The organism is Faecalibacterium taiwanense, from assembly GCF_036632915.2.
GTDB classification, from domain to species: domain Bacteria; phylum Bacillota; class Clostridia; order Oscillospirales; family Ruminococcaceae; genus Faecalibacterium; species Faecalibacterium taiwanense.
The window spans coordinates 214,492-227,194 of record NZ_CP155552.1 but is presented as its reverse complement, the minus strand read 5'-3'; the positions used below and the strand labels follow the sequence as shown (position 1 = coordinate 227,194).

General features: G+C 54.2%; 13 protein-coding genes, 1 tRNA gene and 1 pseudogene. 10 read left to right on the top strand and 5 right to left on the bottom strand.

Translation table 11 applies throughout. The annotated features are described in order from the left end of the window. Positions 1–99 precede the first annotated feature (99 nt). Positions 100–1,176 carry a branched-chain amino acid aminotransferase gene (locus PXT33_RS01015; protein ID WP_005939052.1) on the bottom strand — a complete coding sequence of 359 codons (1,077 nt, stop codon included), beginning with the start codon at positions 1,174–1,176 and terminating at the stop codon, positions 100–102. Between the two features lie 240 nt (positions 1,177–1,416). Between PXT33_RS01015 and PXT33_RS01010 the strand changes: the two genes are divergently transcribed. From PXT33_RS01010 to PXT33_RS00995, 4 genes and pseudogenes are all read left to right on the top strand, one after another. Beyond that, positions 1,417–1,788, top strand: a complete 372-nt coding sequence (locus tag PXT33_RS01010) for a hypothetical protein (protein WP_347070428.1) — start codon at positions 1,417–1,419, stop codon at positions 1,786–1,788. Further along, entirely contained in the window at positions 1,725–2,081 is a 357-nt protein-coding gene (locus PXT33_RS01005) for an HAD-IA family hydrolase (protein WP_347070427.1), read from the top strand. The genes PXT33_RS01010 and PXT33_RS01005 overlap by 64 nt, the downstream gene beginning before the upstream one ends. 92 nt (positions 2,082–2,173) lie before the next feature. Then, entirely contained in the window at positions 2,174–2,347 is a 174-nt protein-coding gene (locus PXT33_RS01000) for a hypothetical protein (RefSeq protein WP_332376688.1), read from the top strand. Positions 2,348–3,041: 694 nt separating this feature from the next. Further along, a pseudogene (locus tag PXT33_RS00995) lies at positions 3,042–3,260 on the top strand (DUF6061 family protein); the annotation flags it as partial. 311 nt (positions 3,261–3,571) lie between these two features. Here PXT33_RS00995 and PXT33_RS00990 read toward each other — a convergent pair. Further along, a complete protein-coding gene (locus PXT33_RS00990; RefSeq protein WP_338427794.1) occupies positions 3,572–3,841 on the bottom strand; it encodes a hypothetical protein in 270 nt (89 codons plus the stop codon). Positions 3,842–4,171: 330 nt separating this feature from the next. Further along, positions 4,172–4,927: a FadR/GntR family transcriptional regulator gene (locus PXT33_RS00985; protein WP_291016971.1), complete on the bottom strand. Its 756-nt coding sequence runs from the start codon at positions 4,925–4,927 to the stop codon at positions 4,172–4,174. 287 nt (positions 4,928–5,214) lie between these two features. Here PXT33_RS00985 and dcuC point away from each other — a divergent pair, with 287 nt between their 5' ends. The 6 genes from dcuC (at position 5,215) to PXT33_RS00955 (ending at position 11,362) form a co-directional block, all read left to right on the top strand. Beyond that, a complete protein-coding gene (dcuC, locus tag PXT33_RS00980) occupies positions 5,215–6,588 on the top strand; it encodes a C4-dicarboxylate transporter DcuC (protein ID WP_332375776.1) in 1,374 nt (457 codons plus the stop codon). 30 nt (positions 6,589–6,618) lie between these two features. Further along, complete coding sequence (locus PXT33_RS00975) at positions 6,619–7,788, top strand: MalY/PatB family protein (protein WP_154255784.1); 1,170 nt, start codon at positions 6,619–6,621, stop codon at positions 7,786–7,788. Between the two features lie 124 nt (positions 7,789–7,912). Continuing rightward, entirely contained in the window at positions 7,913–8,986 is a 1,074-nt protein-coding gene (locus tag PXT33_RS00970) for a tripartite tricarboxylate transporter substrate binding protein (protein WP_173015223.1), read from the top strand. Positions 8,987–8,997: 11 nt separating this feature from the next. Further along, positions 8,998–9,456, top strand: a complete 459-nt coding sequence (locus PXT33_RS00965; RefSeq protein WP_173015224.1) for a tripartite tricarboxylate transporter TctB family protein — start codon at positions 8,998–9,000, stop codon at positions 9,454–9,456. Positions 9,457–9,471: 15 nt separating this feature from the next. Further along, positions 9,472–10,962 (top strand): tripartite tricarboxylate transporter permease, encoded by a 1,491-nt coding sequence (locus PXT33_RS00960; RefSeq protein WP_173015225.1) that lies wholly within the window; start codon positions 9,472–9,474, stop codon positions 10,960–10,962. A 16-nt stretch (positions 10,963–10,978) separates the two neighbouring features. Next, on the top strand, positions 10,979–11,362 hold the full coding sequence (locus PXT33_RS00955; protein ID WP_332375775.1) for a RidA family protein: 384 nt from the start codon (positions 10,979–10,981) through the stop codon (positions 11,360–11,362). A gap of 56 nt (positions 11,363–11,418) precedes the next feature. Here PXT33_RS00955 and PXT33_RS00950 read toward each other — a convergent pair whose 3' ends face one another. Together PXT33_RS00950 and PXT33_RS00945 are read right to left on the bottom strand one after the other, a co-directional pair. Continuing rightward, entirely contained in the window at positions 11,419–11,955 is a 537-nt protein-coding gene (locus PXT33_RS00950; RefSeq protein WP_154255789.1) for a DUF2179 domain-containing protein, read from the bottom strand. 459 nt (positions 11,956–12,414) lie between these two features. Continuing rightward, a tRNA-Arg gene (locus PXT33_RS00945) sits at positions 12,415–12,491 on the bottom strand. Positions 12,492–12,703 lie beyond the last annotated feature (212 nt).

Here is a 12,703-nt window from a genome sequence, read left to right as displayed (position 1 = left end):
CGAGGACGTTATCCTAATATACGGCAAACGCCGCCGAGCGGAGGCCTGGCGGCGTTTGCTGCTATTCTGAATAAAAAGGTTCTCTCCGGAGAATCGGGATCAGTTCTTTTTCTCAACAGGCACGATCCAGCCCTTGGTATCGGGGATCTTGCCCCACTGCATACCGGTCATGGTGTCGTACAGCTTCTGGGTGACAGGGCCGATCTTGCCGTCGCCGATGTAGGCGTGCTCGCCCTTCCAGACCAGCTCCTTGACGGGGGAGACGACAGCGGCGGTACCGGTGCCGAACACCTCTTCCAGCTTGCCTTCGCGGGCAGCAGCCATGATGTCGGCAATGGCGATCTTGCCCTCGACGACCTCATAGCCCCAGTCCTTCAGCAGCTCGATGCAGCTGCGGCGGGTAACGCCGGGCAGAACGGTGCCGACGGTAGCAGCGGTGTACACCTTGCCGTCGATCTTGAACATGATGTTCATGCTGCCAACTTCCTCGACGTACTTCTTCTCCACACCGTCCAGCCACAGCACCTGTGCGTAGCCCTGCTCCTCGGCCAGCTCACCGGCCTTGATGGAAGCAGCGTAGTTGCCGCCGCACTTGGTGAAGCCGGTCAGGCCGGGAGCGGCACGGATGTACTCGTCTTCCACGTAGATGCGGACGGGGTTGATGCCCTCGGCATAGTAAGCGCCCGAGGGAGCGCAGATGATGCAGAAAATGTAGTGCTTGGAAGCGTGCACGCCCAGACCCACATCGTTTGCAAACACGAAGGGACGGATATACAGGGAAGCACCGTCGGAATGGGGCACCCAGTCACGGTCCACGTCCACCAGAGTTTCAACCGCCTGAATGTAGTCCTCCACAGGGATCTTGGGGATGCACAGACGGTCGGCGGAGTCCTGGAAACGCTTTGCGTTGCAGTCCGGGCGGAACAGCTGGACGGTATCATCGGCCGTGCGGTATGCCTTCATGCCCTCAAAGATCTCCTGAGCGTAGTGGAACACGACAGTAGCCGGGTCCAGTTCAAAGGGGCCGTAGGGGACAATGCGGGCATCGTGCCAGCCTTCGCCCTCGGTGTAATCCATCACGAACATATGGTCGGTGAACTTCTTGCCAAAACCCAGATTGCTCTCGTCAGGCTTTGCCTTCGGAGCAGTGGTACGGGTGATCTTGATATCCAACATGATTTATTTTCCCTCTTTCCTGATCTCGGGCGCAGCGAGTGAAAATGCGCCCGCAAACACCGAATGTTGTTTTCTATTATAATAATATGAATGTGATTTACAAGGAAACGAAAAATCTTTCATCTTTGGACAGGTTAAGTTGCGCTAAATTGCCTGCTTTTCCATGTGCAAACTGCCCAAAATATGATACAATGAGGGCATAAGCCGGATCTTACAGGCTCAGAAAGGAGCTTTTGCACAATGATAAAAGGTGTTATTTTTGATATGGACGGGCTGATGTTCGACACCGAGCGCATCTGGGCCACCCTGTGGAAGCCCGCACTGGCCACACTGGGTCTTCCTTATAAGGAAGGGCTGGACGCTGCCGCGCGCGGCTCGGCAGGCGATTCCATGCGGGCCGTGCTGCGCCGCTTCTACGGCCCGGACTGCGACGCCGATGCCATCATGGATGCCCTGCACGCGCAGGCAGAGACGGCCTTTCAGGCGCCGCCGCCCAAAAGCCGGGTCTGGATGAACTCATCGCCTATCTGGAAGCGCAGCACATTCCCATGGTGGTGGCTTCCTCCAGCCGGATGGCATCCATCCTGCGGCACCTCAACAACTGGCACATGACCGATCACTTTCAGGCCCTTATTTCCGGCGAGCAGTTCACCTCGTCAAAGCCCGACCCGGAGATCTTTCTCACCGCGGCCAAGGCGCTGGGCACCACCCCGGCTGAAACGCTGGTGCTGGAGGACAGCTACAACGGCGTGCGGGCCGGTGCGCGGGGCGGCTTTGTCACCGTGATGGTGCCGGACCTTGCCCCCGCCGACGACGAGATGCGCCGTCTGTACACCGCCGAGTGCAAAGACCTGCACGAGGTGAAAAAGATGCTGGAGGAGGGGAAGCTTCTTTCCGAAGCCTGAAATATACAGTTGGTCTTTTACATTTTCACGCTAAAAAAGCGGAGAACATCCTCAAGGAAGTCTTTGCCCGCCTTATCCAGCAGTCCTCCCGTGTGGAGCTGGGCAAGAAGTTTGAAAGCGGCTTCTATGCCAAGCCCGACACCCCCAGCCCGCAGGCTGTACCCGCCGCAGGCGAACCCACCATCTCTATGATGGCTCTTTTGGAGTTGCTGAAGGATGCCGACCCGGAAATGAAGGCAAAGCTCCGCCTGGCCCTGCTCACCTGATGCAAAAAAGGGCACTGATTGCAATGCAATACAGCGCCCTACATCATCGGACATGGAAAACACCGACCGTGCAAAAACCGTGCAGAAACCGTGCAGCCATGGCTTACAAAACAAAAAAGCCATGAAATCTTTCGATCCACAGCTTCCACGGTAGACATTCCTACGCGTTGGGACCCGCGGGCTAAGCAAAGCCGCACTGTGGCTTTGCTTGCGGCGCTATGCGCCGCCGCCCTGTTCGAGTCCCTTCTACTATGCAGACAAAAGAAAAACCAGAACACGAATGTGTTCTGGTTTTCTTGGTGCGATGGAAGGGACTCGAACCCCCGGCCTACTGATTCGTAGGAACCGAATGGCACATTTTGTCCATTTCATCATTTGACGGTAAATCGTCATTTTTATCGAATTGCCGTTATTTTGCCGTTGTTATTCTGTTGCATCCTTTGCATTGCTTGCACGCCTTTGCACCTGTTATCCATTCTTGCGATGTGCAGAAAATGTGCAAAAGTGTGCAGAGCTAAAATCAGCCAGACAAGACGGTCTCAAAATGAGCGACTTTCCTGCTGGATTTTTGAGGCATCAGCAGCACAAAAATTCCCTATTTCATCCAGACAACAATCTTACATGATACACCGGTTCTTTGGCAGGGTTTAGGACATCCGAACAGACACCGTTTTACATAGAAATGAGGTTCACCATGAACAAGCTGCTTTCCTGCCACTTCAATATGGATACCAACCGGATGGAAGCCCGGTTCGAGGGTAGCACCACCGTTGCCATCGACTGCACCGCTGTGGAGGACGAATACGGAAACACCCCGGTACAACGGGCGGAACTGGACTGGCTGCTCTACAATAAGCCGTTGGAGTACGCACAGCTTGTGCTGGGTGGAGAGGTGGATCATTACTCTGCCTTGGAGTTAATGACAGGCACTGCAAACATCATAACAATGTACAGCAGTGACACGACAAAGGTGCAGGTACCGGCAGCGGTCAGCAGCTTTTTCAGCGGATTCAGACCAAGGCTAGCAATGTAGCAGCCCAGCAGCAGGATGCAGAAGGTCGCCAGTTGGATGTACAGGGTGGGGACAGAATCGTAACTTTCCGCATTGCGGAAGATCGCCCAGCTCAAGGCTTTCAAAAAGCCGCTGCCTTTGCTGGCAATATAGGTGATGTGGCAGGCCCAGTAGGTCCAGCCTGCATAATAGGCCAGCTTTACATTGGTGGTCTAGTGCAGCCATGAGCTAACGCTGCCCTCACTCTTGACCGTAAAATCCAGCTCGCCGACCATCAGGGCATAAGGAACAAAGTAACGCGCAAACATCTGGATCCAGCTGAAGATGATCTGCGGACCATTGAAGTACACAAAGTCATTTGTGACACTGCCGAATCCCCATACGATTGAGAATGTCATAAACGCAAGGATCAGCCATGTGATTTTGGTGGTTTCTTTTGTCGCTGACCTGCAAACAGCCTCCTCTTTCTTTTTGATCTTCAAGTAAAACGGTCAGACTTCTTTCGTCAAAACTATATTATTTAGCTAAACAACGATATATTTTGATTGATTTCTATGCCAGTATAGCATAATTGACCACCCGTAATTTAGGTGGTCAACCAAATTGCTGCGATATTGATGTTCTGTATGTTGCATTTTTAAGGCTGTAGCAAAAAACAGGGCATATCCCTCAACGAAGGGGTACGCCCTGCTTTTTATCTCTGAATCTTTGGCCTGCGTGTTATGAGTCGCTGCAGCGCAGTCTGGCCCGTTCTGCCCGCTTTGCTCGTTGTGATTTTTCATACTGCACGAAATGCCTTCTATTTCTATTATTTATTGCTTTTGAGGCAGTTCCGTTTTTCCACCTTTGGCATTGCGCTCTTTTTTCACCTTCTGGTCAAAGCCCTGACGACTGTTGCTCAAGTGAGCGACCATCAGTCGGTAGGCTTCGTCCCCGTCGTGGGCTGCCACCGCTTTGTAGATCTCTCCGTGAATGGACACCCGGGGACCGTTAGACAGACGGGGAACCAGCAGGCTGTAAGAAGCCCGCACCGATTTGATAATCACCGGAAGCATCCGCTCAAAGACGGGGTTTTTGCTCATGCGGCACAGGAAGGTGTGGAAGGCAATGTCCTTGGCGGTGATGGCCTGGATCACCTCCGGGGTGGTTTTCTTTCCCTGCAGCTGCGCATCCAGCTCGTCGATATCCTCGGCTAACTGCTTCAGGAGCACCAGCTCTTCCGCATCGCCACGCTGGGCGGCAAGACGACAAACAGAAGGCTCCAGGATCTGTCGAGCCTCAAACAGATAGGTGTTCAAATCATCACTGGCGATAAAGCGTAGCCCCAAAGGATCGTCAGACAGGCCCGGCACGGCGCTGACAAAAGTGCCGCAGCCACGGCGGATTTCCAGAACGTCCCGAGACACCAGCGTTTTGATTGCTTCCCGGATGGTGATGCGGCTGACGTCAAAGGTCTGCATCAGCTCCTGCTCTGGGGGGATCTGACTGCCGACCTGCCAGTTGCCGCAGATAATCTGATTTTCAATTTTGTTTGCCACGATGGCAGAGAGCGTTTTATTAGAAGACATGGGTAATGGCTCCGTTCTCTGATCCTTTCCAGGATTGAATTTGGTGCGGGAATTTATGTGAGATCCCTATAAAAAGTCTTTAAATATAGTATAAATGGTTCGCAGGCAAATGTCAACGCTGAACATAGAACATCATACGTATGATATTGATTGTGACTTTTCGACAAAAAAGGCCGCTTCAGTTTATGAAAGGTTCCATCTTGTAAAATCGTAAACAATCTGTTAAGCTTTACACATAAGACATATGACGAGTGTCATATGATGAATTATATTTTGGAGGAGAGACTATGGACATTCTGTACGTGATTCTCACAGCGCTCTTGGTTGTCGCTGCCGTAACCATGATCCTGAAAAAGGTCGATACTCGGTTGACCTTCCTGTTTTTGGGCGTCATCGGTCTGGCTGCCGCTACCATCGTCACCGGCCAATCTGTGCTGGGTGACTCCACCACCGGCAATGTATGGCTGGACATTTTTGATGTGATCCGCGCCAAATTTGTCAGCACCATTTCCGGCACCGGTATCCGTCTGATGATGATCGGCGGCTACGTCATGCTGATGAACCACACCAAAGCGGCTGATGTGCTGGCCCTTGGCGCCAGCAAACTGCTGAAACCCATTAAGAACCCCTACATCGTGCTGGCTCTGGTTTACATGATCGGCGCTGTGCTAAAGATTTTTATCACCAGCCAGATCGCCCTTGGCCTGCTGTTTATGGCTACCATGTTCCCCATCCTGACCCGGATGGGCGTCAGCAAACTCAGCGCGGCGGCTGCCTGCGTGGCCATCGGCGGCATGGACCTTGGCCCCAACGACTCCACCGGCATCTTTGCCGCCACCGAGATCCTAAACTGCACCCCTATGGATTGGTTTACCAACTACGAGCTGATCATTGGACCGGTGATCATCGTCTGCGTCGGCATTTTCATGGGCATCTGGTTCCAGTATATGGATAAGAAGGAGTTCGGCGGTCTGGTGATCCCTGAAGAAGCCAAGGAGGACATGAAGATCTCTGACCTCGGCGTGCCCGCCTTCTACGGCGTCTTCCCCCTGATCCCCCTGACGCTGGTAGTCGTGTTCAGCTTTGTGGACGGCATAAAGATGGACGTTATCACCGCCCACATCATCTGCTTCTTCCTGTTCTTCATCGTGGACCTAATCGTAAAAAAGGACATGAACCGCCTGCAGGATAACCTGAAAAAGCTGTGGGTCTGGATGGGCAACTACTTCAACAACATCATCGTTCTGATTTCTGTCGCCTCTGTTTTTGCCGAAGCCATCAAGAAACTGAAGGGCATCGACGTTCTGTGCGGCATGCTGTCCCACATCGGCGGCGCCGTGATCATCGTGGCCATTGCGATGGCCGCCATCCAGATCGGCACCGCGCTGCTCACCGGCTCTTCCAACGCTCCCTGGTACGCTTTCGGTTCGATGGGTGCGGATATGGCCGCAACGCTTGGCGTACACAACGGTCTGCTGCTGGTGCCCATGCATCTGACCGGCGGCCTGTCCCGCTGCTTCTCTCCCTTCTGCGGCGCGATGATTGCCGTGTCCGGCATGGTGGAGGCAGAGCCGATGGCCCTGTGCAAGCGCAACGCCGTCCCCATGCTGTTCGGCGTGCTGGTCTGCTTTATCGCAACCTTTGTTGTATTCGGACTTTGATTTTTACTCTGTTTTTTGAGGTGAAATGCTATGAGACACAATTTTGACGAGATCATCAACCGGCGAGTCTCCGAGTGCAAGAAGTACGAGGCTGCCTGCTATCCAGAGGACGTGCTCCCGATGTGGATCGCGGATACGGACTTTGCCGTACCGGCAGAAATTTCCGAGGCCATCCAGCAGCGGGCAAAGCACCCCTGCTTCGGCTATCCCATCGAGTCCTTTGAGTTTGAAGAGGCGGCAGCGCGCTGGGAGCGCGTCCGCTTTGGCTGGAACGTGGACCCTCACTGGGTCAAGTACGCCAACGGTGTTCTTCCGTTCTTGATGTACGCCATCCGAGCCTATTCTTATCCCGGCGACAAGGTGGTCATTCAGCCCCCGGTTTACCCGCCCTTCTCCGCTATTGTACGCAACAACGGCCGCCAGCTGCTGGAGAACCGCCTTGTGCAGGACGAAAACGGCAAATATCAAATCGATTTTGACGATCTGGAGAAGAAGCTGAAGGATCCCCGCACCAAGCTGTTCTTTATGTCCAACCCCCACAACCCCGCTATGCGCTGCTTCACCCTTGAAGAGCTGAAGCGGATCGGTGAGCTGTGCCTGAAGTACAACGTACTGGTAATCTCTGACGAGATCCACTGCGATCTGACTTATCAAGGTTACAAGCACATTCCCTTTGGTTCCATCAGCGAGGAGTTTGCAAACAACTGCATCGTCCTGATTAACCCCAGTAAAACCTTTAACATTGCCGGGTTCCGTACCGGAGCGGCCATCATCCCCAACAAACGCATCCGGGACAACATCGAAATCACGATCGTAAACAACAAAAACTATGGCCGCACGATCTTTGGCATGCTTACCTTTGTCACGGCCTACACCAAGTGCGACTATTACGCGGATGAGATGATGCAGTATCTGCAGCAGAGTCGGGATATGATGATGGCTTATATGAAGGAGCGCATCCCCCGCATCAAGCTAGCAGAACCGGAAGCGACCTATCTGATGTGGCTGGACTGCCGGGATCTGAATATGACCCAGGACGAACTGAAGGCATTCATGTTCAACAAAGCAAAGCTGGGCCTGAACGACGGCGCCACCTTCGGTACAGGCGGCACCGGCTTCATGCGCATGAACATCGCTTGTCCGCGGTCCACCGTGGAACAGGCGCTGGAGCAGCTGGAAAAGGCTGTAAACGCGCTGTAATATCCTGAAATGCACAGGCCGGGTTCGCTTTAGAGGGTTCGGTCTGTGTCACTTGTACTTTTTGCGTCAATCTGGTATGATAAAAACGTTTTCTCTTGCATCGAAAATCGAAAGGAGACGACCCATGAAAAAACGAATCCTTGCAGCGTTGCTTGTTTTCGTTGCATTATTGACCGGATGCAGCAGGAAGGAAACGACCGGACAGTGGCCGTCTCAAAAGATCGAGATCGACGTCTGTTACACCGCGGGCGGCACGGCGGATACCGTTGCCCGGCAGCTGTCAGCGCTCATGTCCCAGCAGCTGTCTACCACCTTCAATCTGGTAAACGTTACCGGCGGTTCCGGTTCTATTGCCGGCCAACAGGTGTACGCTGCCGCTCATGACGGCTATACCTGGCTGGGAGATGTGGCGCACACGGTATCTGGCTGGCGCACCCTTGGGTATGCCGATCTGGGCTGGGAGGATTTCTACGGCTTCTATGCAGCCTCTTCCCCTTATGTACTGTTTGTTTCCGGCAATTCTCCCTACCAGACCGCACAGCAGCTGTTTGACGCCATGCGGGGGGACCCCTCCATGAAGTGGGGCAACGCCGGTCTGGGAAGCATTAACCAACTGACCGGCTCGCTGATGCTGGAAAAGCTGGGCCTGAAGGGCAATTCCGTTCCCTACGACGGCGGCCGTTCCGCCGCCATCAAAGTGGTAGCCGGGGAAGTGACCTGGTCTTGGTGCGGTTTGTCCGATATTCTGGATCTGGCACAGAGCGGCGATATCCGCATTCTGGGCATCTGCGACAGCAGCCCCCGGGAGATCGACTGTGCAAAGGGGAATTATACCGTACCCAGCCTTCTGGACGACTACCCCGAGTTGAGCGATCTTCAGGGATTGCTGTATTGGGGCTTCCGGGTTTCCCGAGATACACCGGCAGACGCCGTGGCAAAGATCCGCGACGCATTCCAGAGTACTGTGGACAGCAAAGAGTGGGCGCAGTTTTGCCAGACCAAAGGGCTGGAGCCTGCGGCAATAATCGGCACAGAGAGCGACGAAATATGTGCAAAGCTGGAATCCATCTATGCATGGGGTCTGTATGACGCCGGGATCTCTACAATCAACCCGGCCGATTACCAGATCCCAAGGATCGAGGATTTCTCGTTCCCAGCCAATGACCGCACGGCTGCGGCGCAGGCATGGCCGGAATAGGAGAGCGCATTATGGATAAGAAAAAACTGCGCCAGTGTGCAGAAGGCTTGATCGTGACGGCAGCGGGACTGGGATACGTCCTCCTCTCTCTCGGCATCCGCAGAAATCCCGTAAAAACCGACGGTTTTTGGGGCTTGCTGACGGAAGCTAAATTCCTGCCGCTGTTGCTGTCTGCCATGCTCACCCTGCAAGGCGTGCGTCTGACAGCAGCGCTTTGGAAGGGGCAGGAGGTTTCGGCAGGCGGCCATAGCATAACAAAAAGATCCGTTTCTGTGGTCCTGCTGACACTTGCCTATTTGCTGTTGATTTCCAAAGTAGGTTTTACCCTGCCGACCGCGGCGTATTTAACGGCCATCCTGTTTCTATTGAACCGAGGCAGGCGTCCACTGGAGCTGCTATTGCTCAGCGGAGTGTACTGTCTGGCGGCTCTCTTGTTGATCCCCGGCGTGCTGGGATTGCAGCTTTTGTAAAATGGGAGAATGCACATGTTTTCTGAATGGCTCTATCTGCCCGAGGCGGCAGCTGCGTTTCTGTGCGATCCGGGCGTCTGGCTGTTCCTGATCGGCGGCGTGTTTCTGGGCTTTGTTGTCGGCGTCGTGCCAGGACTTGGGCCGACGATGGGCATGGCGCTTTGCCTTGGGCTGGTATTCCACTTGGAGTACACCCACGGTATGGCACTGCTCGTGGGCATTTTTGTGGCCTCGTGCGGTTCTGGCGGCATTACCGCCAGCCTGATCAACATCCCCGGCACACCCGCAGCAGCGGCGACCTGTCTGGATGGCAACGCCCTGACAAAGCAGGGCAGAGGCCGGGAGGCCGTAGGTTATTCCATTGCAGCGTCTGTTGTGGGAACGCTTGTGGGCACGATCCTTATCTTCCTGATCCAGCCCTTCGTGACTGGCATCGCCCTGAAGTTTGGCGATTGGGAGACCTTTCTGTTCTGCGTTTTCGGTCTGCTCATCTGCGGCTCTATTTCTGGCGGCAGCCGGCGGCGGGGGTGGATTGCCGCCTTGGCGGGGTGCCTGCTGTCTCTGACCGGAGCGGATGGGGTACAGTCCGTGCTGCGCTTCACCTTTGGGCGCGGAGAATTGTTGTCGGGCTTCAACAGCGTTATCGCCATGCTAGGGCTGTTTGGCCTTGGAGAGGTTCTCTACACGCTGTGCGCTCCCGAACCGGAGCGGACCGTGGAAAAGACCGGCTTTCCACTCATCAACTGGACGGTCTTGAAAGCCAATCTTGGCAACATGCTCCGTTCCGCTCTGGCGGGATTGTGGATTGGCTTCATCCCGGGCATCGGCGAGTCTGCCGCTTGCTGGTTTTCCTACGATCTTGCCAAGCGCTCCTCCAAGCAAAAAGAGAAGTTCGGCCACGGCTCCGAGGAAGGGATCATTGCGGCGGAAGTCGCCAACAATGCCTGCTCGGCCGGTGCGCTGATCCCGGCTCTGTCGCTCGGGATCCCCGGCAGTTCCACAGCGGCGATCTTTCTGTCGGCTATGTTCATCATGAATCTGCGTCCCGGCCCCACGCTTCTGATCGAGTCACCGGGCATCCTCTGTGGGCTGTGCCTGTTATTGCTGATGGCCGCAGCGGCAATGGGTGTCGTCTCCTTCCTGTGTTCCAAGCTGACGATCCGCATCCTGACCATTCCCCAAAGTCTTCTGATGCCGCTGGTGGCGGTGCTGTGCGCAATAGGCGCTTACAGTGCCATAGGAACACCGTTTGCCCTGATCCAGCTATCGCTTTTTGGTCTGCTGGGATATCTGATGAAACTGTATCGCTACCCGATCGCACCGTTTGTGCTGGGCCTTTTGGTTGGACCCACTGCAGACACCTCCCTGCGACGGGCGCTGATGCAGTACTCCGACAACATTTTCGGACTAATCTGCCGTCCTTTTGGGTTGGGCCTGATGGCAGTGCTTGCACTGCTGTTTGTGCTGAGCCTGAAAAGTGAACGTGCAGTCCGCAAGCAACAATAGAAAGGAAAGAAGTGTCATGTCCAACAAAGCAATTTATACAGCCGCTGCTCCTTCGGCCATCGGTCCCTACTCTCAAGGGATCTCCGCCAGGGAATATGCATTCATTTCCGGTCAGCTGCCCATTGATCCCGCTACCGGCGCCTTCCCCAGTGAGGACATTGCAGCGCAGACTAGGCAGTCGCTCCTGAACCTGAAGGCAATCATCGAGGCCAACGGTATGACAATGGCAGACGTAGTAAAGACCACCGTGCTACTGGCAGACATCAACGAGTTCGGTGCCATGAACGAAGTGTACGGCGATTTTTTTGCAGAGCCTTATCCGGCCCGCGCAGCCTTTCAGGTAGCAGCACTTCCAAAGAATGCAAGGGTAGAGATCGAAGCCGTCGCCGTCAAACGCTGACGGATCGCTTTGATGAAAGACAGCCGAACGGCGCACTGCATCCAAGGTGTGTTCTGTCAAACAGACAGAATAATAGGTTTATAATAGTTTTGGGGTCGGGATTTTTCCCGACCCCAGTATTTGTTTAGAATTTGCTTCTTCCGCTCCGCTGTTTTGAAGCAGCCGCAGCATGTTCTGACACAAATCACATGAACCGTGCGCCGACCGTGCAGAAACCGTGCGCCCATGCTCTGATACCATATATAATGATGATGCCGCCCACCTGTGGAGACCCACGGTGGGCGGGCATTTTGCGTTTTCAGATGGACTGGAATCCTTTGCCGATGATCTTGCTGGAGTTGACAATGGTCAGAGTCCTCCCGGCGCAGGAAATCCCGCAGCAGCCCTGCCTGCCGCCGGGTCAGCGCCACCATGATCATGGTGCGGGGCTCGCCGGTGTACACGCCGGTAGCGTCCTGCTGGGTCGCTGTGCGTCCCAGTGTTTCCGTAACGAAATGCCGGATGGGCTCCGGCCTTGAGGTGATGACCGTATCCCCAAAAGTGGGGACATCTTCACAGGTGGGTGCACCTTCTGCCAGGAAGCCGCCGGGCACCACAATTCTGTGATAGTGCTATCAGGCAGACCGGGCAAAGGGTCGTAATTGGGTTACGCTCAATTTTGAGCGCATCCAACACCAGCGCAATTTTACGCCGATCTATGGCAGTCCGTCAGATTGACCCCATCGCCGCTTGTGTCGGGGTGTGAATCTGGTTCATGCCCTTTTCCCCACAGGTGGAGAAAGCTGCTCTGACATATCAACAGTTCAGATTGTAGGTAGGTGGGTCGTGAAACACTACACACCCAGCCCATAGCAGGGGTGAGGATTGCCCATTATACAGCCGTATGATATAGGGCAAAGCATACAGAACAGGGGCGCACACTGTCGCACAAACAGGTTTTTCTTGAATTTGTCGCGTTTTTGTCACACTTTCCAGCCATTTTGACAGCTATATAAAGCAAGAAATCCCACGATTTACACCGTATTTTCAACGGTCAATCGTGGGATTTTACTTGGTGCGATGGAAGGGACTCGAACCCCCGGCCTACTGATTCGTAGTCAGTCACTCTATCCAGCTGAGCTACCAACGCATACGTTCCGCTCGGAACATGATGTATTTTATCACTCAGACTGGGTTTTGTCAACCGTTTTTTGCAAATATTTTTATCTTTTTCAAAAAGCAGCATTTTTTATGATTTTTCTTGTATCGTTTTTGTCGTTCTTGTGCTATAATAACCTTACTATATGTTTTTAATCTGTGTCCGTGCAGGGGTACAGGAGCTTTGCGGGCAGCACCGCGTGG

Coding starts and splice junctions, on each gene's coding strand:
- PXT33_RS01015 (WP_005939052.1), bottom strand. CDS start 1,176: ATGTTGGATATCAAGATCACCCGTACCACTGCTCCGAAGGCAAAGCCT.
- PXT33_RS01010 (WP_347070428.1), top strand. CDS start 1,417: ATGATAAAAGGTGTTATTTTTGATATGGACGGGCTGATGTTCGACACC.
- PXT33_RS01005 (WP_347070427.1), top strand. CDS start 1,725: ATGGTGGTGGCTTCCTCCAGCCGGATGGCATCCATCCTGCGGCACCTC.
- PXT33_RS00985 (WP_291016971.1), bottom strand. CDS start 4,927: ATGTCTTCTAATAAAACGCTCTCTGCCATCGTGGCAAACAAAATTGAA.
- dcuC (WP_332375776.1), top strand. CDS start 5,215: ATGGACATTCTGTACGTGATTCTCACAGCGCTCTTGGTTGTCGCTGCC.
- PXT33_RS00975 (WP_154255784.1), top strand. CDS start 6,619: ATGAGACACAATTTTGACGAGATCATCAACCGGCGAGTCTCCGAGTGC.
- PXT33_RS00970 (WP_173015223.1), top strand. CDS start 7,913: ATGAAAAAACGAATCCTTGCAGCGTTGCTTGTTTTCGTTGCATTATTG.
- PXT33_RS00965 (WP_173015224.1), top strand. CDS start 8,998: ATGGATAAGAAAAAACTGCGCCAGTGTGCAGAAGGCTTGATCGTGACG.
- PXT33_RS00960 (WP_173015225.1), top strand. CDS start 9,472: ATGTTTTCTGAATGGCTCTATCTGCCCGAGGCGGCAGCTGCGTTTCTG.
- PXT33_RS00955 (WP_332375775.1), top strand. CDS start 10,979: ATGTCCAACAAAGCAATTTATACAGCCGCTGCTCCTTCGGCCATCGGT.